This is a genomic window from Delftia sp. PX-1 (assembly GCF_055797465.1).
In genome coordinates, this window is record NZ_CP184763.1 from 4,518,856 (window position 1) to 4,539,699 (window position 20,844).

The following is a 20,844-nucleotide window of genomic DNA, read 5'->3' on the forward strand; positions in this document are numbered from 1 at the left end:
CACCGGGGCACGAAGTCACAGCGGCGGCATGGGGCCCACGCCCGGCGGAACAGCCTCCTCGTTGGGCCTGCAGGGCTGGCGCAGCATGCGCCGGCAGTCCGGCAGTTGCCGCTCATGGGCATAGGCGATATGGCCCAGCACGATCTTCGACGGCCGGCTGCGGTCCAGCCAGACGGTGTTGGTTGAAGGCGTGGACAGATGGTCGAAGGCCCAGTACCCGGTCTGCGAAGGCGTGTCCAGGGTCACGCGCAGGCTGGAGCCCGCGCGGAACACATGGGCGAATTTCTGGATTTCCACGCGCATCAGCATGGGCTCGCCGGAGCGCAGCGGGCGCACGGCGGCCTCGGTGAAATCGCCCCAGGGCCTCAAGGCGGTGGAGCGCTGGCCGTCCAGCGCACGCATGGAGGCACGCAGCCAGCCGCGCTGCACGAACATCTCCTGGCCGTCGGGACGCACTTCCGAGACGGTGACCTGCACATCGGTGTCGCCGGCAGTGGCGCTGAGCCACAGGTCCAGCGAGGCCTCGCCATAAAAGCTCAGCGCGCGCGGCAGCGGGGCCGTGGTAAAGCGCAGCAGGCCCTGCCCGGCGGGGCTGGCCGTCCATTGGCCTGCGCCGGACTCGGTGTCCGCGTCGGGATGGTTGGCATCGGCGCCCGGCAGCGGGTAGCGGTAGCTGGCCGATTGGCGCTCGGCCTGCGGCGGCGCATCGCCCAGCCCGCCGCCCGGCTGCAGCCACAGCGTCATGGGCGTGACGCGCACGGGCAGCCGGTCAAAGCTGGCCACGGCCGAGGGGCGCAGCTGCCCATAGTCGCCCCCACCGTTCATCCACTGCATTTCCTGCGCCAGCAGCACGCGCGGCGTGTGCTCGAAGCCATTGCTCTCGCCCTTGAGAAAGCGCGCGTAAAAGCGCTTCATGGTCTCGCGAATAAAGGGGGCGCTGTCGGTGTGATGGTCGCCGTTGGAGCTGATCAGCCACATCTTGTCCGGGGCGATGCTGTCCTCGTAGTAGCCCATGCGGGTGCCCACCTGCTCGTCCTGCCAGGACTGGGTGCCCAGCGTGGGAATGTCGATGCGGTGCGTGGTGTACATGGCGCTCTTGCGCGCGTAGCGGGCGCCGAAGAAGCGGTCCTCGTCCAGCCAGCGCGCCATGTCCAGGTCGGGGCGCTGGATCTTGCGGATGTTGTCCTCCACCACCTGGGCGCATCCGGTATCGCCGTCCAGAGCCTTGGCGTCCTCGGCGGCCTTGCGCCATATCGCGGGGAACTGCCCCCACCAATTGGCGGGAAAGCCGATGTTCTGGATGCCGCCCGGATAGGCCACGTCGCGGTAGGGATCGGCCACGTTCTTGCCAGGAGCAATCGCCTTGAGGCTGGGCGGACGCTGGGCCGCCACCCACAGCTGGTCGTAGCCCGAGTATGAATAGCCCACCATGCCCACCTTGCCCGTGGACCACGCCTGGCGCGCAGCCCACTCCACCGCGTGCGCCCCGGCCGCGCCCACGGAGGCGTCGGCCCACTGGTTCTCGCCCGTGGAGCAGCCCGTGCCGGGCACGTTCAGGCCCATCACGGCATAGCCTTCCTTGGTCCATTCCTGGGTGGTCTGGTCGGTGACCGAGCCCGATCCGTAGCCGTCGTACTCCATCAGCACGGGAAAAGGCCCCGGCCCCTTGGGAAAGACCACCGAATAGCGCATCTTGTTGCCGTCAGGCAGCTGGATGTAGCCCCAGATGCGCGACCCGGGGTTGGTGCTGCCCGACGAGCCCCCGCCGCAGGCCGCAAGGCCCAGGGCAAGGGTGGCGATGCCGGCCGCGCCGAGCCACGCGCGGGAATGGCGAAAAGTCATCATGGATGGTCCTCCTGGTTGCTGATGCAGTCATGCCCGCAAGGGGGCAGGCCGCAATGTAGGACCGTCCGGGCGCATGGCGCACGCGCAGGCTGAAGGGGGGCTGAAGCACGCCTGAAGACAGGCTGAAGGCGAACGCGGCCAATCGCCACGGCCTTAGGCCCCGGACCACGGCAGCCGCGCGCCACACTATGATTCGATTTTCAGTTCCTTGACCCCATGCCCCGCGCCCGCACATCCAAGCCCGCTCCGTCCGAAGAGAACACGGCCCCGTCCGGCGCCACAGCGCCGGGGCCGTCCATCGACGCCTCTTTCCTGCACACCCTGGTCGGCTACAACGCCCGGCGTGCCTCGATGTCCATCATCGAGGTGTTCGTGGAGCGCATGGCCACCCACGATCTCAAGATGGTGGAGTTCTCCGTGCTGTCCCTGGTGTCCCACAACCCCGGCATCACCTCGCGCCAGCTGTGCGCGGCGCTGGACGTGATGCCGCCCAACCTGGTGGGCCTGATCGCCGCGCTGGAGCGGCGCAAGCTCATCGAGCGCCGCCCCCATCCCACAGACCGCCGCGCCGTGGGCGTGCACCTGACGCCGGCCGGCGCCGAACTCACGGCCCAGGCAGAAAGAACGGCGGCCCAGCTGGAGATGGATGCCACCTACCGCCTGACCGATGCCGAGCGCAAAACGCTGATCCAGCTGCTGCAGAAGATCTACAACTGAGCGCGCTCAGTCCGCCTTCTGCGCGGCGGGCCGATCCAAGCCCAGCAGCCGCACCGCATTGCCCTTGAGGATGCCGGGCATCACCTCGGGCTTGAAGCCGGCTTCCTGGAAATCCTTCATCCAGCGCTCGGGCGTGATCAGGGGATAGTCGCTGCCGAAGAGCACGCGGTCCCTGAGCAGGGTGTTGGCGTACTGCACCAGCTGCCGGGGAAAGTACTTGGGGCTCCAGCCCGACAGATCGATCCAGACATTGGGCTTGTGCAGGGCCACGGACAGGGCCTCGTCCTGCCAGGGAAAGCTGGGGTGGGCCATCACGATCTGCATGTCGGGAAAGTCGATGGCCACGTCGTCCAGGTGCATGGGATTGCTGTAGGCCAGGCGCAGGCCGCCGCCGCAGCGCATGCCGCTGCCAATGCCGCTGTGGCCCGTGTGGAAGATGGCCGGCAGTTGGTACTCGGCCACCACCTCGTAGATCGGCCAGGCCATGCGGTCGTAGGGATGGAAGCCCTGCACCGTGGGGTGGAACTTGAAGCCCCTGACGCCCTCTTCCTCGATCAGCCGCCGCGCCTCGCGCGCACCCATGCGGCCCTTGTGCGGATCGATGCTGGCGAAGGCCACCATCATGTCGCTGTTGGCCCGCGCAGCCTCGGCGATCTCCTCGTTGGGAATGCGGCGCCGGCCCAGCTGCGATTCGCTGTCCACCGTGAACATCACCAGGCCCAGGTTGCGCTCGCGGTAATAGGCCACGGTCTCGGCGATGGTCGGGCGCCGGCCGTTGCCGAAGTACTTGTCGGCGGCGCGGTCGTACTCCTCGCCGTAGTTGTCGAACGGGTTCCAGCAGCTCACCTCGGCGTGCGTGTGGATGTCGATGGCAATGAGTTTTTCGTGGTCCATGTCTGTCTCCTGTGCGGCCTGCTGCCTGCCCCGCAATCAAGGGGAAGTCCCAATAAGAAATTCGCAAAGGCCGCTTGAATTGGTTATTAAATATAACCAAAATCGCGGCCATCAGAAAGCGATGCAGATGCAGGCAACGGCTGCCACGCAACGGATTCGCGCTGAGGCTTCACACCACCTTCCGAGGAGACAGACATGGACAGAAAGATCCACAAGACCCGTTCCCGCGCCTTGCCGGCCGCGCTGGCCGCCGCCCTGCCCGCCCTGCTGCTGTCGGCCTGCGGCGGCTCGAGCGACGGCATCGCGCAGCTGGCCGAGGCCCGCCCCGCCACGCTGCTGTCGTGCACGGACCTGGCCGCGAAAATATCCTTCCCCAACACCCGCATCACCGCCGCCGAGACCGTGGCCGCCGGCACGCTGGCGGTGGCAGGCAAGCCCATTGCCGAGCACTGCCGCGTGACCGGCCGCATGCACGAGCGCGTCAGCACCGTGGATGGCCAGAACTACGCCGTGGGCTTCGAGATGCGCCTGCCGCGCGACTGGAACGGGCGCTTCTTCTACCAGGCCAACGGCGGGCTGGACGGCGTCGTGAGCACGGCCGTGGGCGCGCTGGGCGGCGGGCCGCTGGGCAACGCGCTGCAGATGGGCTTTGCCGTGCTCAGCTCCGATGCCGGGCATGCAGGCAGCCTGGGTCCCTTCTTCGGCCTGGACCCGCAGGCGCGACTGGACTATGGCTACCAGGCCGTGGGCAAGCTCACGCCCATGGCGCGCAGCGCGCTGCAGACGGCCTATGGCAAGGGACCTGACCGCTCCTACCTGGGCGGCTGCTCCAACGGCGGGCGCCACGCCATGGTGGCGGCCTCGCGCTATGCCGACCAGTACGACGGCATCATCGCCGGCAACCCCGGCACGCGCCTGCCGCTGGCGGCCATTGCCAACATTGCCGGCGCCCAGGGCTATGCGAAGCTGGCGACCACGCCCTCGGACCTGGGCACGGGCTTCACCCAGGCCGAGCGCCGCCTGGTCAGCCAGGCCGTGCTGGCCCGGTGCGATGCGCTGGACGGGGCCACCGACGGCATGGTGCAGGCCGGCGCAGCCTGCCAGGCGAGCTTCGACCTGTCGCGCGACGTGCCCACCTGCGGCGGTGCGCGCGACGGCAGCTGCCTCAGCGCCGAGCAAAAGAGCACCATCGCCGGCCTGTTCAAGGGCGCCACCACCAGCGGCGGCAGCCGCATCTACAGCAGCTTCCCGTATGACGCGGGCCTGGATACGGCCGGCTGGGCCGGCTGGAAATTCTCCAACCCCATCAGCCGCGACTCCGGTGCCGTGGCCTTCATCTGGCAGACGCCGCCGGAAAGCGCCGCCAGCTTCAACGACGCGCAGTTCGCCCTCAACGGCAGCGTGGACAGCATGCTGGCCAAGGTGCAGGCGACCAACGGCACCTTCACGGAAAGCGGCCTGTCGCTGATGATGCCGCCCGACTACGGCAAGCTGCCCGTGCTGCGCAACCGGGGCGCCAAGCTCATGGTCTACCACGGCACGGCCGACCCCATCTTCTCCAGCGATGACACCGTGCAGTGGTACGACACGCTGCGCCGCAACCATGGCGACGCCGCCGACTTCGCCCGCCTGTACCTGGTGCCCGGCATGAACCACTGCAGCGGCGGCCCGGCCACCGATCAGTTCGACATGCTCAGCTCCCTCGTGGCCTGGGTGGAGAAAGGCCAGGCGCCGGACCGCGTGATCGCCAGTGCGCGCGGCGCGGGCAACGCGGGCGGCACCAACGCCGACCTGCCCGCCAACTGGTCGCCCACGCGCACCCGGCCGCTGTGCCCCCATCCGCTGGCCGCCCGCTACAACGGCAGCGGCGACATGGAAAGCGCTGCCAGCTTCAGTTGCCGCTGACCATGCACTGAAGGCGGGCGGCGCCTGAACGGTCACCTGAAAGGTCACCTGAACGGCCCGCCCCCTCCGCCCCCATCCACCCCTTGTCCGCAGTCCCGCCCCCGGCGGGGCCGGGCCCCGCTGCGCCTGAGAAAAGGCGCGCGGACACCCACGCCAAGACGGCAACGATTTTTCAAACCAGAGGAGACATCACCATGAAAACCACCCCATCCCCGCGGACCCTGGCGGCCACCGCCGTGCTGGCCCTGGCCGGCTCCGGCGCCAGCTTCGGCGCCTTCGCGCAAGGCACCTCCAGCGTCACGCTCTACGGCATCGTCGATGTGGGCGTGGAGCACCTGAACAATGTGGCGGCGGGCGGCGGTCTCAGCCGCATGCCATCGACCACCAGCATGGTGCCCTCGCGCTGGGGCCTGCGCGGCAGCGAGGACCTGGGCGGCGGCCTCAAGGCCATCTACACGCTGGAGTCGGGCTTTGCGCCCGACCAGGGCACCTTCAACCAGGGCGGGCGCGGCTTTGGCCGCCAAAGCTGGGTGGGCCTGGGCGGCAACTGGGGCAGCCTGACCATGGGCCGCCAGAACTCCATGCTGTTCTGGTCGCTGCTGGACTCGGACATCATCGGCCCGGCCGTCTTCGCCATGGGCTCGCTGGACGCCTACATTCCCAACTCGCGCGCCGACAACATGCTGGCCTGGCGCGGCAACTTCGGCGGGCTGGCACTGGGCGCGGGCTACAGCTTCGGGCGTGACACCGTCAATGCCGGCCCCAGCCCGGCAGGCACCAACTGCCCGGGCGAGAGCGGATCGGACACGCAGGCCTGCCGCCAATGGTCGCTGTACGCCAAGTACGACACACCGGCCTGGGGCGTGGCGCTGGGCTACGAGCAGCAAAACGGCCGCACGCCGGCCTCGTCCACCGACCCGGTGTTCGGCGGCATGAACTCCAGCGCCAAGCATGACGAGCGCCTGCACCTGGGCGGCTACTTCAAGCTGGCCGGCGTGAAGATCGGCGGCGGCCTGCTGCGCCGCGACAACGACGGCGACGCCGTCAAGCCACGCAGCAACCTGTGGTACGTGGGCGCCTCCTACCCGGTCACCGAGGCCCTGGTGCTCGAAACCCAGTGGCTCACGCTGCGCTACCGCGGCGTGTCGGGCTACGACTCCGACCTGCTGGTGGCACGCGCCATCTACAACCTGTCCAAGCGCACGGCCGTCTACACGCAGCTCGGCCACATCCGCAACGACCGCCTGGCGACCGTCTCGGTCAGCGGCGGCGCGCCGGGCAGCAACACCGCGCCGGGACGCTCGCAGACCGGCATCAACGTGGGCATCCGCCACATGTTCTGAGCCGCTTCCATCCGCCTGCCTTTCCCATATTCACCAGGAGACATCCCATGCAGATGCATCGCCGTCATTTCGTCCAGGCCCTGGGCAGCGCCGCCGCCCTGGGCTCGCTGTCACCGCTGCAAGCCCTGGCCCAGGCACTGGACCAGGTCAAGATCATGTACGGCTTTCCGGCCGGCAGCTCGGGCGACAGCGTGGCCCGCCGCGTAGCCGAGCGGCTGGGCGGCACGCCCTACAGCAAGGGCCCGGGCTTTGTGGAGAACAAGCCCGGCGCCGGAGGCCGCATCGCGGTGGAGGCCTTGAAGAACTCCCCGCCCAACGGTTCCGTGCTGGCACTGGCCCCCGTATCGGCCTTCTCGGTCTATCCCCACATCTACCCCAAGCTGACCTACAGGCCCGAAGACGCAACGCCCGTATCGATTGGCGCCGTGATCTACCACGGCCTGGCCGTGGGCCCCGCCGTGCCGGCCGAGGTCAAGACGCTCAAGGACTTCCTGGCCTGGGCCAAGGCCAACCCCGACCGCGCCAGCTTCGGCTCGCCGGGCGCGGGCTCCATGCCGCACCTGCTGGGCGCGCTGCTGGGCCTGCGCTCGGGCGTGGAGCTCAAGCACGCGCCCTATCGCGGCACCGTGCCCAGCATCACCGACCTGGTGGGCGGCCAGATCGCGGCCACCATGAACCCCAGCGGCGACTACCTGCAGTACCTGAAGGCCGGCCGCCTGCGCGTGCTGGCCACCTCGGGCAGGCAGCGCTCGCCCTTCCTGCCCGAGGTGCCCACCTTCACCGAGCTGGGCTTTCCCGATGTCACGGTGGAGGAATGGTTCGGGTTCTACGCGCCCGCCAAGACCCCGGCCGCCACCATTGCCAACGCCAACGCGGCCATCACCGCCGCGCTCAAGGACAAGGCCGTGATCGACGGGCTGGCGGCCCTGGGCCTGCTGGCGCGCGGCAGCACGCAGCAGGAGATGGCCGCCGACCAGCAGGCCGAGTTCGAGCGCTGGAGTTCGCTGGTCAAGCAGATCGGGTTCACGGGCGAGTCCTGATGGCGCACCCGGACGGCAGGTCCATATCCCTTCGCGAAACAAGGCCACACTCATGCAACAAATAATGTTGCATGAAACAGAACAGCCAATTCTCGGACGTCCTGCATGTGCTGCTGCACATGGCCGAGGGCGATGGACCTGCCACCTCCGACATGCTCGCCGCCGCGCTGCAGACCAACCCGGTCGTGCTGCGCCGGCTGATGTCGGGCCTGCGCGATGCAGGCCTTGTCACCTCCGCCAAAGGCCATGGCGGGGGCTGGGTGCTGTCTTGCGAGCTGGACCGCACCACGCTGCGCGACGTGCATGAAGCCTTGGGCGCCCCTGATCTGGTGTCGCTGGGCTTCAGGGAAGACCGGCCCGAATGCCTGGTCGCCCAGGCCGTGAACGAAGCGCTGAGCAACGCGGTGCAGCAGGCCGAGGCCGCCCTGCTCGCGCGCCTGGGCTCGGTGACGCTGGCTGCCCTGTCCCAGGACTTCCATGCCCGCCTGGCGCGCCACCGCGCAGCGGGCGGCCAGGGCTGGTACCAACTGCAGGAGCACCAGCATGAAACACATTGATTTCGCCATCATCGGCGGCAGCTATGCCGGCCTGTCCGCCGCCCTGCAACTGGCGCGTGCGCGCCGCCAGGTGCTGGTGGTCGATGCCGGGCTGCGGCGCAACCGCTTCGTGGACCAGGCCGGCGAGACATCGCACGGCTTTCTCACCCAGGATGGCGTCGCCCCCGCCCAGATCGCCGCCCAGGCCCGGCAGCAGCTGATGGCCTACCCCACCGTGCAGTGGCTGGACGGCACGGCCGAGGACGCCCGCGTGGCGCCCGATGGCCGGCTGGAGTTCCATGCAGCGGGCACCGCCATCAGCGCCGCCCGCCTCGTCCTGGCGCTGGGCGTGCATGACAGCCTGCCGCCCGTGCCGGGACTGGCCGAGCGCTGGGGCCGCAGCGTCTTCCATTGCCCGTACTGCCACGGCTACGAGATGAATGCGGGCCGCATCGGCATCATCGCCAGCTCGGCCCTGGCCCATCACCATGCCGTCATGCTGCCCGACTGGGGCCAGACCACCCTGCTGCTCAACGGCGCCTACGCGCCAAGTGCCGATGAGCTGGCCGCCTTCGCACGCCGCGGCACACAGGTGGAGGCCACCCCCATCGCCCGCCTGGAAGGCCGGGCCGACGTGCTGCTGCAGGACGGCCGCCGCCTGGTCATGGATGGCCTGTTCACCCAGCCGCGCACCCGCATCGCCAGCCCCGTGGCCGAACAGCTGGGCTGCGCCCTGGAAGAAGGCCCCATGGGTCCCTTCATCAAGGTCGCGGAAGGCCAGGCCACCAGCGTCCCCAACGTGTTCGCCTGTGGCGACGCGGCCCGCGCGGCCGGCAACGTGGCCATGGCCGTGAGCGATGGCGCCATGGCCGGCATTGGCGCGCACCGGTCGATGATGGGATGGTGAACTGCGGCGCCCGCCCTAGAGCGTGCTATGCACTTTGATGTGCCCGCGAAAGCCGGGAAAGGGGTCCGGGACGAGGCGTGGCACGCTTTATCCGAAGACCGCGCCGCCCGCATCCAGCGCGGGCGGCCGCAGAAGATCGGCATTGACGCCCATGGCCTCGCTGGCCCGCTCCACGGCCTGCCACAGGGGGGCCGGCATCTGCAGTATTTCCTCGGGGGAGTTCGCGCGGGCGATCCAGTCGCTGATCTCAACGTGCTGCTCGGGGGTGAGCAGGTCCAGGTTCAGCATTTCGTCAATGGTCTTCATCGGGTGTCGGTCTGTCGCTCGTGTGCGGAAGGTATACGGAAAAGGAACGGCCCGTGCATTGTCAGCGGTCCACGGCAGGCAGTCGCTGCAGCAGGGCATCGCGGGCGCGCAGGCCGGCATTGGGCTTTTGCGCCTGCTCGTCCTGGATCAGCGTGGCGAATACCAGCCTGCGCTGGTCCTTGGTGGCCCAGCCCACGTACCAGCCATAGGCCCGGCTGGCGTCGTAGCGGTTGTCGCTGCCCGGCGAGCCCGTGCCCGTCTTGCCATGCACGGTCCAGCCGTCCACAGGCACGGGGTGCCGGGTGATGCGCGCAGTCATGTCGAAGGCCTGACTGCTCACAGACAGTTCCCGGCGCACGATCCTGCGCATGAAGGCCACCTGCTCGGCCGCCGAGATGCGCAGCGAAGACACCACCCACACGCCGTTGTGGCCCGGGTCGGCCACTGGCACGGCAGAGACATCCTCGTTGCCATAGCGGAAGGCCTTCACGTAGGCGTCAAAGCGCTGCTGGCCCAGACGCATCACCACCTGCTGCGAGTACCAGAACACCGAGTCTTTCATCCAAGCCTGGGGCGTGATATCGCGCCGCCAGGCATCGCCGCCCCAGTCCGGATACTCCGGTCGGTACGGCCACGCGGGCCGGGATTCGTCCTGCAGGATGCCGGCGTCATAGCCCATCAGGCTGATGGCGATCTTGAAGGTGGACGCCGGCGTGACCCGCTCGGCGCAGGCCGGGCCGCTGTGCACCAGGGACTGGCCCGTGTCGGCGTCGGCGACGAGGGTGCACAGTTCGTGCGCGACAACGGGGACGGGAACGGAAACCCAAAAAAAAGCTGCCACGGCCGTGGCAGCGGTCCCAGGAAATCTATGCATGTGCTGTGCGCTGCGGTGTTCGTATCTGGCGCGCGATCATAGATGCGCGCGCAGCCTTTGCAGAGCCCCTGCAGCAAACAGCCCCACGGCGCCCTGGGCAAGCGCGTGTGGGACTTGCCCATGGATGGGAACTGCCCGCGGGGCTACGCCTGCGCCTCCTGCAACTGCCGCCACATCACCTTGCCGCTGCCGCTCTTGGGCAGGGCCTTGACGAACTCCACCACCTTTGGCGCCTTGTAGACGGCCATGTTCTCGCGGCACCACTGGATGATGTCCTCGGCCGTGGTGTCTTCCTTGCCGGCACGCAGCACGACGACGGCCTTGACCGACTCGCCCCGGTAGGCGTCGCGCGTGGAGATCACGCAGGCTTCCTGGATGGCGGGGTGGCGGAACATCAGCGACTCGACCTCAGCCGGCCAGACCTTGAAGCCGCTGGCGTTGATCATGCGCTTGAGGCGGTCGGTGATGAAGTAGTAGCCGTCCTCATCCACGTGGCCCAGGTCGCCGGTGCGAAAGAACCGCTTGCCGTCGATCTCCATGAAGACCTGGGCCGTGGCGTCGGGGCGCTTCCAGTAGCCGTCGAAGACCTCGGGCCCGTGGACCACGATCTCGCCCTGCTCACCCTGGGGCACTTCGGCACCGGTGTCAGGATCGATGACGCGCGCCTCCGTGCTCATGAAGGGAATGCCCAGGCACTGCTGCTTGGGGTGCTCGGACGGGTTGCTGTGCGTGGGCGCAGCGGTCTCGGTCAGGCCGTAGCCCTCGCAAAAGCGCAGGCCGTATTGCTCCAGCAGGCGCTGGGCCACGGCCTGGGGCATGGCCGCGCCGCCGCCGCCGATGTACTTGAGGCTGGTGAGGTCGAACTGCGCGAAGTTGGGGCTGCCCAGCAGGTCGATGACCATGGTGGGGATGTTGGTCCAGCTGGTGACCTGGTAGCGCGAGATCAGCCGCCCGGCCAGCTCGCGGTCCCAGCGCGGCATGACCACCACGGTGGCACCCATGAAGATGGCCGTGTGCAGTACCGACACCATGCCCGTGATGTGGAACATGGGCACCACCGCCAGCACGACCGCCTCGCTGGTGCCGCTGCCCCAGTAGCTGCCGGCCACGGCGTTGTGGTTGATGGAGCGGTGCGGGTGCATGCAGCCCTTGGGGTGGCCCGTGGTGCCGCTGGTGTAGGGCAGCACGGCCATGTCGTCGCGGCCCACCACATGGGGCGGCGCAGCGTCGGTGCAGGCCAGGGCCTGCTGCCAGGTGTGGACGCTGCCGCCCTCCAGCACAGCCGGCTCGCGCCGGGTGAGCAGCCAGTCGTGCCACTGCGCAGGCGGCGCATCGTCGCCCTGCACACCGGCATCGAAGGCATCGGTGAACTGGGTGACGATCAGGTGATCGAGCCGCTGGCCCGGCGCCAGCGCGTTGCTGGCCTTGGCCAGCTCGGGGGCCAGGTCGGCCGTGGTGATGGCGACCTTGGCGTCGGCGTCGGTGATGTAGTGCTTGAGCTCCTCGGCCATGTTCATGGGATTGACCGGCACCACCACGGCATTGGCGCGGAAGATGGCGTAGTGCGCCAGGATGAGCTGAGGCGTGTTCTGCATCAGCAGGATCACGCGGTCGCCGCGCTGCACGCCCAGGCTGTGCAGGTAGGCCGCCATGCGCTCCGTGCCCTCGCACAGCTCGCGGTAGCTGATGGAGCTGCCGAAGTAGCGGATGGCCGGCTTGTCGGGATAGCGGCGCGCGTTGACGGCCAGGTTCTCCCATACGCTGGTGGCGGGCACGGTGATGGAATGGGGCAGACGGCTGGGCCAGAAGGCGTGGTGCGCGGGCAGGGTCGACATGGACGGATGGGCGTTGAATGGTCGGTGAGTGGATCGGACGGCGGCAATCCGCCTTGCCAGCGAGGCTAGGCGCACACCCGGTTCCCGGCATTGGGGAAGGCCCCAGGGAATCGTCGCCAAAGTGACGCTTGAGCGCCCATGGCATACCGGTGCCACCGCAACTCGCCTTGTGCTTTCGCAAGCCGGCCACGCGAACGCCACAAGTACGCCACGGGTACGATGGCGCCATGCCCTCCACGCCCGACATGCCCCACCTGTCCCGCCTGCAGCTGTCGCTGCGCGATCTGCTGGCCCGCCGCCGCAGCGCGGCCCTGGCCACCCAGCCCGCCGACTCCCCTGCCCCCGGGGCTGGCGATGCACTGCCCGCTCCCCGTCTGTCCATGGTGCCCTGGGCCTGGAATGCGCAGTTTGGCTGCTTTGTGCTGCACGTCAGCGCACTGGCAGCGCACACGCGGGCCATGGAACTGCACCCGGCCGTCAGCCTGCTGGTGTGCGCGGCCGAAGTGGACGGCGAGGGCGTGCATGCACTGGAGCGCGTGGCCATTGAAGGCGTGGCCAGCACACCTCCGCCCGGCAGCGTGCTGGCCGATGGCGCGCGCGACAGCTATGTGCTGCGCTTCCCCGAAGCCGCGTTCATGACCGATCTGGGCGACTTCCGCTTTGTCTGCATCACGCCATCCATCGCCCGGCACGTGGCGGGCTTTGGCGCGGCGCGCGATGTGTCGGCCCATGACCTGATCGAAGCACTGAGCATCCAGCCCAGCTGACTCACGTGCCCCGCACGTGGGCCGCGATCAGGGCGCCCGCCGCATCGCCCTGCCCCGCCACGCAGGCGCGCACATGGTCCTCCCACATCTGGCCCTGCTGCTCCACCTGGGCATGGACAAAGCGCTGCAGCATGCGCCGGGGATCGTCGCAGCGCTCGTAGGCATAGGGATCACCGCGCGTGCACAGCGCCTTGAACTGCAGCCAGGCGGCCTGCCGCGTCACGGGCATGCCCTGCAGGCGCTGCCACTGGTGCAGCAGCTCATGGGCAAAGATGCCTGCGATCTGCGGATGCGACAGGCGCAGCGGCTGGCGCGGATCGGACTGCATGAAAAAGGCGCGCGGCATGAAGATGCGCCCGCCATTCATGGACAGCGCCCTGCGCGTGTCGCCCAGGCGGCGCAGATAAAGGCGCATGCGCGGCAGCAGCGCATCCAGCGAGGCGCCGAAGTGCGTGCGCACAAAGGCCTGTTCCTGCGCATCGAGCGGCCGGCTCCAGAACACCATGCTCAGTCCCCCGGCCCCTGCCGATAGCGCCGTGCCATGAAATCCACGAAGGCACGCACGGCCGGGCGCAGATGCCGCGTGCGCGGATACAGCGCGTGGTAGCTGTACTGCCCCAGATGAAAACAGGGCAGCACCCGCACCAGCTGGCCGCGCTCGATGGCCGAGCGCACGGTATGCCAGGTCAGCGCCGCAATGCCCCGCCCCGCGCGTGCAGCCTCGAAGATGGTGGCCACCGAATCGGTGCGCAATGCCGCTAGCGGCTGGACCTCGGTGACAGCGCCCTGCCCGGACACCACGCTCCAGCGCAGCTGGGCCGGACCCGCAGCAAAGGCCAGGGCGCGGTGCGCGGCCAGTTGCTCTGGCGCCTGCACCACCCCGTGGCGCATCAGATAGGCGGGCGAAGCCACCAGCACCAGAGGCGAATGCGTGAGCAGCCGCGCCTGCAGTCCACTGTCCGGCAATTGCCGGCTGATGCGCACGGCTGCATCCACGCCCTCGGCCACCAAGTCCACCAGCCGGTCGGTGCACAGCAGTTGCAGCTCCAGATCCGGGAATTGCTGCTCGAACTCGGGCAGCCAGTCGCCCAGCTCGATGGCGCCCACGGCCAGCGGCAGCGTGATGCGCAGCACGCCCGCCACGCGTGCGCGGCGCACGGCCAGCGCGGCCTCGGCCGCATCGAGCTGCTCCAGCAACTGCACGCAGCTGAGGTAGTAGCTGCGCCCCGCCTCGGTCAGGCTCAGCCCGCGCGAATTGCGCTGCAGCAGCTGCGTGCCCAGTTCCGACTCCAGCCATTTGACATGGCGCGAGGCGGTCGAATGCGTCATGCCCAGCCTGTCCTGCGCCGCCGTGAAGCCCTGCGCATCCACCACGCCGCAAAACACCCGCATGGCCTGCCATCTGTCCATTGCCCGTGCACTCCTTTGGCGGGGATTGTGGGGCATGCGGGCGGCCGCATTCCGTTGCGCCACAGCCCCACGCCAGCCCCTTTTCCGACCCATTCCTCCCCTTGGGCCGCAGAAACAGACTATTCCTAGAGACAAGCACGCCGCAGCTGCCTAGATTGACCGGCAACCCGGACACAGGCTTGCCTCCACCAGCTCCCCGCCAGACGCATGGCCGCCTCCTGCCCGAGATTCCTAAAAATCCCGAGGGAGAAACTCACATGCACCCACGGCACACGCTGCTGCGCAGCGCCTTGCTATGCATTGCCGCACTGCTGGCCCAGGCCACGCCCACCCTGGCGGCTGCCGCCCCCAACCTGGGCGGCGGCTCCAGCAAATGCGACCCCACCGTGCAAAGCTGCGCCCCCGGCGCGGGCGGCGGCATCGACCTCGGCGGTGGCGGTGGCAGCTCGGGCGGCGGCACCTGCACCCCCACGCCCGGCGGCAGCCCCTGCGGCGGCGCCGGCCCCGCCACCCAGGGCAACTCCAGCAGTACCAACCAGGGCGCAGGCAACCCCATCCACCTCATCAACGGCAACAAATACCAGCGCGAAGTGGACATGCCCGCCTTGCCAGGCGTGCTCGGCCTGGAAGTCGTGCGCCACTACAACAGCAGCTACAGCCGGGCCTACGTGCCGCCAGGCCTGCTCGGCCGCGGCTGGCTGCTCAGCTACGAGGCCCGCCTGTACGACCACCCCACCAACCTGCAGATCGTGCAGGCCGACGGCACCCGCATCATCTTCAGCAAGCTGCGCGAGCATCCCAGCCTGTGCGCCAGCGAGCAGCCGGGCAACGGCATCGTGCGCATCGAAGGCCCGGATACAAAGGGCACCAAGGAAACCAAGCCCGGCCAGGAACGGCACTACACCTGGCAATGGATGGACGGGCGCGAGCTGCGCTTCAACCACCGGGGGCGCCTGACCCGCATCAGCCTGCCCTCGGGCGAACAGGTCCGCCTGGACTACAACGCCAAGGGCAACCGCCTGCTCAAGGTCACCGACCCGCAGGGCCGCAGCCTGCGCCTGCACTACGCCCAAGCTTCGGGCGAGGGCAGCTTCACCGGCGTGCAGGCCATCGACACCCCGCTGGGCCGCATCGACTACCGCCACGGCAGCGCACCGTTGCCCGGCAGCACCCAGCCCCAGGCCAAGCTGAACGCCAGCCTCGTGCAGGTCAGCCTCCCATCGGCCGATGGCCAAGCCCCGGTCCAGCGCCACTACCACTATGAGGACCCGCGCCACCCCACCTTGCTCACGGGCATCAGCGTCCAGGGCCAGGGCAGCGACGGCAAGCCCATGGACGAGCGCATCGCCAGCTACGCCTACGGCGACACCGGCCGCGCCATCTTGAGCGTGCGCGGCCCGCCGGACAGCCAGCAGGAAAAAGTCACCCTGGACCTCAGCCAGCCCTGGAAGAACACCCTCACCAACAGCCTTGGGCAAACAACCACCTACCACTACGACACCATTGGCGGGCAATGGCGATTGCTTGAAGTGCGCGGCCCGGGCTGCGCCAGCTGCGGCCCCGGCGACATGCGCTACCGGTACGACGCGCAAGGGCGCCTGACCGACGCCACGCGGCTCGATCCCGCAGGCCGCCCGCTGGAAGGCACGCGCACCGAGCTGGACCCCTTCGGCCGCCCGCTGGCCGTGTACCGCATCGCCTACACACAAGGCCAAGCCCGGGCCCCGCAGCTGCAGGTGCGCTACGGCTACGGCAAGGACCCCTGGAAGCAATACGCGCCCGAACTCATCGCCCGGCCCAGCGTCGTGCCCGGGCGCGAACACCAGATCCGCATCCGCTACAACAGCAGCCGCCAGCCGCTGCAGATCACCGAGACGGGCTTCAGCCCATTGGATGCCCAGGGCCAGCCCGCAGGCAATGCGGACGGCGCCACGCCCATCGAACGCAGCACGCGCTACCGCTACACCGAGATCAACGGCCGCAGCGTGCTGGTGGACATCGACGGGCCGCTGCCCACCTCGCTGGCAGGCTATGACGACGGCAGCCCGGCGCAGAACGATCTCACGCGGCTGCGCTGGGACCGCAGCGGCAGCCACGTCACGCGCGTGCTGCAGCCCGATGGCACCGCCGTGGCGCTGGAGCATGACCAGGCCGGGCGCATCACGACCCGCACCGAAGACGACGGCGTGCGGCGCCTTCAGCGCCAAATGCGCTACAGCCCCCCGTCCGCCAACGCCCTGCAGGCCGAAGAAATCACCACCAGCGGCTGGCTGCTCGATGCCGATGGCCAGCCCCGCGCCAGCAGCCGGCTGAGCCTGAATCCATACCGCATCCGCCACGACGCCCTGGGCCGCCCCAGCCAGGCCATCGACACGGCAGGCCGCAGCACCACCTGGACCTACCAGGGCAGCACCCAGGCTAGGCTCGATGGCCTGGGCAACCGGGGCCAGATCGAACGCGACAGCGAAGGCCGCATCACGCGGCTGGGCCTGTACCGCGAAGGCCAGGACCTCCCCGAACGTGCGGCCTACTACGGCTGGAATGCGCAGGGGCGCCTGAGCCACCGCCTGCTGCCCGATGGGCGCCTGGACAGCTACACCTACGGCGACGCGGGCGAGTTGCTCCAGCACACCGATGGCGACGACACCCGCACGCGCTGGCTGAACAACGGCAGTCTCCATGCCAGCCTGTCGCAAACGCCCGATGGGGCGGTACGGCTGGCATGGCAAGGCCCGGCCAACGCGGCGATGGAGCAGATCACCAGCAAATCCCGGAGCACCCAACCCGCCGAACGCCGCCAGGCCCTGCGCGACGACTTCGGCCGCACCGTCTGGCTCCAGCTTGCCGATCATGGCCGCCAAAGCGCACGCTACAACGAAGCCGATCAATTGCTGGTGCACACCCGCGCCGACGGCAGCAGCACCCACTACCAGTACGCCCCCAGCGGGCGTCTGCTGGCCAAGCGCTACGAAGCGGCGCCCGGCGCAGATCGTCGCTCTTCCTCGCAAACCCGGCTGCACTACCAGGGCCGGCTGCTGCAGACCATCGACAGCAACTGGCAGCGCGAGTCCATCGAATACGACGCCCTGGGCCGCCCCGTGGCACGCACCATTGCGCTGGCCACGCCCGACGGCCAGGCCGAACATACCTACCGCACCGCCACGCGCTATGGCCCGGACGGCCGGGTCCACAGCCGCACCCTGGCCGATGGCCGCGTGCTCGTCACCCGGCGCGGCCCCGCCAGCGACGGCGCCAGCGTGCAAGGGCTGCAACTGCAAAGCGCCTGGGTGGCCGGCCTGCTGCAGGCCAGCGACCACTGGCTGGGCGCCGGCGCCACAGGCTTGCTCGAACGCCTGCTGCCCGCGCAGACGGTGGTCGGCGACATCCAAACGGACGCCTTCAACGGCCTGCAGCACTACACGGCAGGCAATGGCCTGGCCACCATGCGCCAATACGACATTGCCGGGCGCCTCACGCAGCAGACCACCGGGCAAGGCACATCACAAGGCACATCGCAAGGCAGCGCACCCATCCTCAGCCAGCGCTACCGCTACGGCGTGGGCCCGCGCATCCGCGCCATCGAGCAGGAGTGGCCACCAGCGGGCCTGCACAAGACCGACTACCGCTACCAGGGCTTCGGCAGGCTGGTGCAGGACAACGCACCGTCAGCACCAGCGCCCGTGCAGCGCGACAGCCAGGGCCGCACCGTCCAGGACGCATTGCACCGCTACACCTACACCGAAGCAGGACAGCTCCAGGGCATCAGCGACCACCAGGACCGGCCCATCGCCAGCTACCGCTACAACAGCCTGGGCCAGCGCGTGGGCAAGACCGTGCACCAGGGCGATGGGCAAACGCACAGCCACTACCTGTGGCAGGACAACCGGCTCGTCGCGGAAATGGATGGCGAAGGCCGCATCACCAGCCAGTACCTGTACCTGAACGAGGGGACTCGCACCCTGCCCATCGCCAAGCTGGAATCCGCGCACAACCGGGACAACGCCAGCGGCAAGGCGCGCATGCTGCACATCCACAACGACCACCGGGGCAGTCCGCAGGCCATGACGGACGCAGGCCAGCGCGTGGTCTGGCGTGCCCGCCAAACCCCCTGGGGAGCGCCGGCCATGCATCAGGCCGGCCACACAAGCCTGCCCCGGCAGCAGGCCGTGCTCAACCTGCGCCTGCCGGGCCAGTACTTCGACGAGGAAAGCGGACTGCACGACAACTGGCACCGCAGCTACGACCCGGCCAGCGGCCGCTACCTGCAGCCGGACCCGCTGGGCTACCCGGACGGACCCGATGCCTACCTGTATGCCGGCGGCGACCCGCTCAACCGCATCGATCCCACCGGGCTGTACCAGGAGGACATGCACTACTACATGGTCTTCTTCCTGGCCCTGGCCGCCGGCCTGGACTACGAACCTGCGCGCATCACGGCGCTGGCTTCGCAGTACGTGGATGACAACCCCATCACCAAGCCGCTGGATGATGCCAACACCCTCACCACGGTGGGCTCGATCTTCAAGAACCACCGGCAACTGCTGTGGTACCACTTCACGCTGTCCGACGACAAGGGCACCACGCTGCCCCAGTACGCCAACGACAACGTCAACAGCGTGGTGGGCAACCTGAGCCCGCAACTGAACAACCTGCTCAACGCCAGCCGGCTGGGCAACCCGGCCCAGCCCTGTGCCGAATACCAGTTCCTGGGCGAATTCCTGCACTCCTACCTGGACACCTTCAGCCACCGGGACAAGGACAACCGGCCGTTCGATGCCATCAGCGCGAAGCTGGGCATAGGGCATGGGTTTGCGGGGTCCGAGCCGGATTACACCTATGACGAGGACATGCCAATACTGGGGAATATGCCTGATCCAGATATGCCTTATTGGGACAAGCGGGAGTATCGATCGCTGCAAGGAGAGAAGGCGGTTTATGAGTTTCTGACGCGGTATGGGAGCAAGCCGTCGGTCAGTTTTAAAGAGATAGAAAAAGTGCTGGAGAGATTCAATGCAATTCGCGAAAGTGGTGGCAACTCACCAGCTAAAATTGGCATGCTTCAAGAGACGATTAATAAATATATCCAAGATGGAAAAATAAAACCTGAAAAAGACAAAAGCGTTTCTACTGATGCCAAGATAAATTTCTCTGAAAAGTACCTAGATCAATATAACGAAGAAACCGCCAAGAAGAACAGGGAGAAATATCTTGGCGGACTCGCTGGTCAAGAGAAAAATTATCCTGGAGTATGTTTGCCAAGAAGTCCTATATGCAAGTCCGTTTAACCATGATCTCTTTTTTATTGGTACTGCAACCTCATGCATATGCAGTAGACACTTTGGACACTCACGAATCAGGTAATGGAACGAAAATCCAAAATGCAAAAAATATCAGAGAAACACCCTTGCCTTCAGGCTGCAAAGCAGTGAGATACACAGGTGGATATATATCAATCAAGGAGGCATTTGAAGGCTCGGGTCGCCATTGCGTAGTGCATAATTTTACTCAAAGAAAAGTTAGAGATTTAATAGATTGGAGTATTCGAGGATCTCCCACCGATGAAATTGGCAGAGGAAGTGTTTTAACTTTTTACAAAAACACAAATGCCGACTTGGATTTGCAAGGCCATGAAATTTCAGGAGCACCTTTTGAGAATACTCGTGGAGTTGGTCTCCTTGGGAAAAATCTAGCATTCCTACGTGTGCATCATGGAAAAATAGAAACCCCTGGACCAAGGGGTTTGGGTGTGGATATGGCACCCAATATTTCTGCGTGGAAAAGAATAAAAGAATTGACTGAGGATTTTCCAGTCACGCAAACAACCGACTGGAATATCAAAATCAAGGAGTTCAACGAAATCCCCTGGAACTACACCCCACCCACCTTCTACACAGCAGAAAACCTCCAAATCAAAGCCGGCGGCCGCGCCATCATCATGGCGGGCTCCGACAACGTGGTGCGCAACAACACCATCGAGGTCGATGGCCGCACCGCCGTCTACCTGTACGGCCCGCGCTCGCTGGTGGAGGGCAACACCTTCATCGTGCACATGGACCCGCGCGACAAGGCCCCGTTGCCCGCCATCCTCAAGCTGCGCGATGCCGATGGTTCCATCATCCGCAACAACCGCTTCATCGTGAAGCGCAGCGGGCTGTTCAGGAAGAAGGAAGAGGAACCCCAGGCCGGCATCAACCTGCTGGAGTCCAAAGGCGTTGTGATCGAAGGCAATGTGTTTGAAGAGATCACATTGCCGGTGCGCAAGGATGCAGCCAGTACCACAACGGAGAGTGGAAACATTTCAAAAGACAGCCCCTGATGGAATGGAGGTATTCGACGGCCATATGCGGCAACCCACTCAACCGGATCGATACCACGGGCTGTACCAGGAGGACATGCACTACTACATTGAGAGACAAGCCAACTCTAATCGGGAAAAATTTCTTGGAGGGCTCGTTGGGCAAGAAG

At 67.2% G+C, this 20,844-nt stretch carries 16 protein-coding genes; 9 read left to right on the forward strand and 7 right to left on the reverse strand.

Annotated elements, in window-relative coordinates:
* Window positions 1-15 precede the first annotated feature (15 nt).
* Complete coding sequence (locus ACN20X_RS20715) at window positions 16-1,845, reverse strand: CocE/NonD family hydrolase (RefSeq protein WP_473209837.1); 1,830 nt, start codon at window positions 1,843-1,845, stop codon at window positions 16-18.
* Window positions 1,846-2,061: 216 nt separating this feature from the next.
* Here ACN20X_RS20715 and ACN20X_RS20720 point away from each other — a divergent pair, with 216 nt between their 5' ends.
* The gene (locus ACN20X_RS20720) at window positions 2,062-2,562 is read left to right on the forward strand and encodes a MarR family winged helix-turn-helix transcriptional regulator (RefSeq protein WP_017406023.1); all 501 of its coding nucleotides are present in this window, start codon (window positions 2,062-2,064) and stop codon (window positions 2,560-2,562) included.
* A gap of 6 nt (window positions 2,563-2,568) precedes the next feature.
* Here ACN20X_RS20720 and ACN20X_RS20725 read toward each other — a convergent pair whose 3' ends face one another.
* On the reverse strand, window positions 2,569-3,456 hold the full coding sequence (locus ACN20X_RS20725; RefSeq protein ID WP_046241907.1) for an amidohydrolase family protein: 888 nt from the start codon (window positions 3,454-3,456) through the stop codon (window positions 2,569-2,571).
* A gap of 195 nt (window positions 3,457-3,651) precedes the next feature.
* On the opposite strand from ACN20X_RS20725, the gene ACN20X_RS20730 reads away from it, so the two are divergent.
* The 5 genes from ACN20X_RS20730 to ACN20X_RS20750 all read left to right on the forward strand — a co-directional run bounded on the left by ACN20X_RS20730 (window position 3,652) and on the right by ACN20X_RS20750 (window position 9,187).
* Window positions 3,652-5,361 carry a tannase/feruloyl esterase family alpha/beta hydrolase gene (locus ACN20X_RS20730; RefSeq protein WP_070080310.1) on the forward strand — a complete coding sequence of 570 codons (1,710 nt, stop codon included), beginning with the start codon at window positions 3,652-3,654 and terminating at the stop codon, window positions 5,359-5,361.
* 194 nt (window positions 5,362-5,555) lie between these two features.
* The gene (locus tag ACN20X_RS20735; RefSeq protein ID WP_016450572.1) at window positions 5,556-6,704 is read left to right on the forward strand and encodes a porin; all 1,149 of its coding nucleotides are present in this window, start codon (window positions 5,556-5,558) and stop codon (window positions 6,702-6,704) included.
* Window positions 6,705-6,751: 47 nt separating this feature from the next.
* The gene (locus ACN20X_RS20740; RefSeq protein ID WP_016450573.1) at window positions 6,752-7,744 is read left to right on the forward strand and encodes a tripartite tricarboxylate transporter substrate-binding protein; all 993 of its coding nucleotides are present in this window, start codon (window positions 6,752-6,754) and stop codon (window positions 7,742-7,744) included.
* 71 nt (window positions 7,745-7,815) lie between these two features.
* Window positions 7,816-8,301, forward strand: a complete 486-nt coding sequence (locus tag ACN20X_RS20745) for an Rrf2 family transcriptional regulator (RefSeq protein WP_016453247.1) — start codon at window positions 7,816-7,818, stop codon at window positions 8,299-8,301.
* Window positions 8,288-9,187, forward strand: coding sequence for an NAD(P)/FAD-dependent oxidoreductase (locus ACN20X_RS20750; protein ID WP_016450575.1), 900 nt, complete (start codon window positions 8,288-8,290; stop codon window positions 9,185-9,187). Before ACN20X_RS20745 ends, ACN20X_RS20750 begins: the two co-directional genes overlap by 14 nt.
* An 87-nt stretch (window positions 9,188-9,274) precedes the next feature.
* Here the strand turns inward: ACN20X_RS20750 and ACN20X_RS20755 are convergent, their stop codons facing one another.
* The 3 genes from ACN20X_RS20755 to ACN20X_RS20765 all read right to left on the reverse strand — a co-directional run bounded on the left by ACN20X_RS20755 (window position 9,275) and on the right by ACN20X_RS20765 (window position 12,202).
* Window positions 9,275-9,493 carry a hypothetical protein gene (locus ACN20X_RS20755; protein WP_016450576.1) on the reverse strand — a complete coding sequence of 73 codons (219 nt, stop codon included), beginning with the start codon at window positions 9,491-9,493 and terminating at the stop codon, window positions 9,275-9,277.
* A gap of 61 nt (window positions 9,494-9,554) precedes the next feature.
* The gene (gene blaOXA, locus ACN20X_RS20760; protein WP_016453249.1) at window positions 9,555-10,367 is read right to left on the reverse strand and encodes a class D beta-lactamase; all 813 of its coding nucleotides are present in this window, start codon (window positions 10,365-10,367) and stop codon (window positions 9,555-9,557) included.
* Window positions 10,368-10,510: 143 nt separating this feature from the next.
* On the reverse strand, window positions 10,511-12,202 hold the full coding sequence (locus ACN20X_RS20765) for a long-chain fatty acid--CoA ligase (RefSeq protein ID WP_016450578.1): 1,692 nt from the start codon (window positions 12,200-12,202) through the stop codon (window positions 10,511-10,513).
* A 227-nt stretch (window positions 12,203-12,429) separates the two neighbouring features.
* On the opposite strand from ACN20X_RS20765, the gene ACN20X_RS20770 reads away from it, so the two are divergent.
* Window positions 12,430-12,969: a pyridoxamine 5'-phosphate oxidase family protein gene (locus ACN20X_RS20770; RefSeq protein ID WP_046241376.1), complete on the forward strand. Its 540-nt coding sequence runs from the start codon at window positions 12,430-12,432 to the stop codon at window positions 12,967-12,969.
* 1 nt (window position 12,970) lies between these two features.
* Here ACN20X_RS20770 and ACN20X_RS20775 read toward each other — a convergent pair whose 3' ends face one another.
* Complete coding sequence (locus ACN20X_RS20775; protein WP_016450580.1) at window positions 12,971-13,474, reverse strand: hypothetical protein; 504 nt, start codon at window positions 13,472-13,474, stop codon at window positions 12,971-12,973.
* Window positions 13,475-13,476: 2 nt separating this feature from the next.
* Window positions 13,477-14,379, reverse strand: coding sequence for a LysR family transcriptional regulator (locus tag ACN20X_RS20780; protein WP_016453252.1), 903 nt, complete (start codon window positions 14,377-14,379; stop codon window positions 13,477-13,479).
* Between the two features lie 257 nt (window positions 14,380-14,636).
* On the opposite strand from ACN20X_RS20780, the gene ACN20X_RS20785 reads away from it, so the two are divergent.
* Window positions 14,637-19,664 (forward strand): DUF6765 family protein, encoded by a 5,028-nt coding sequence (locus tag ACN20X_RS20785; protein WP_473209838.1) that lies wholly within the window; start codon window positions 14,637-14,639, stop codon window positions 19,662-19,664.
* A complete protein-coding gene (locus ACN20X_RS20790) occupies window positions 19,649-20,695 on the forward strand; it encodes a right-handed parallel beta-helix repeat-containing protein (protein WP_473209839.1) in 1,047 nt (348 codons plus the stop codon). Before ACN20X_RS20785 ends, ACN20X_RS20790 begins: the two co-directional genes overlap by 16 nt.
* Window positions 20,696-20,844: the final 149 nt, after the last annotated feature.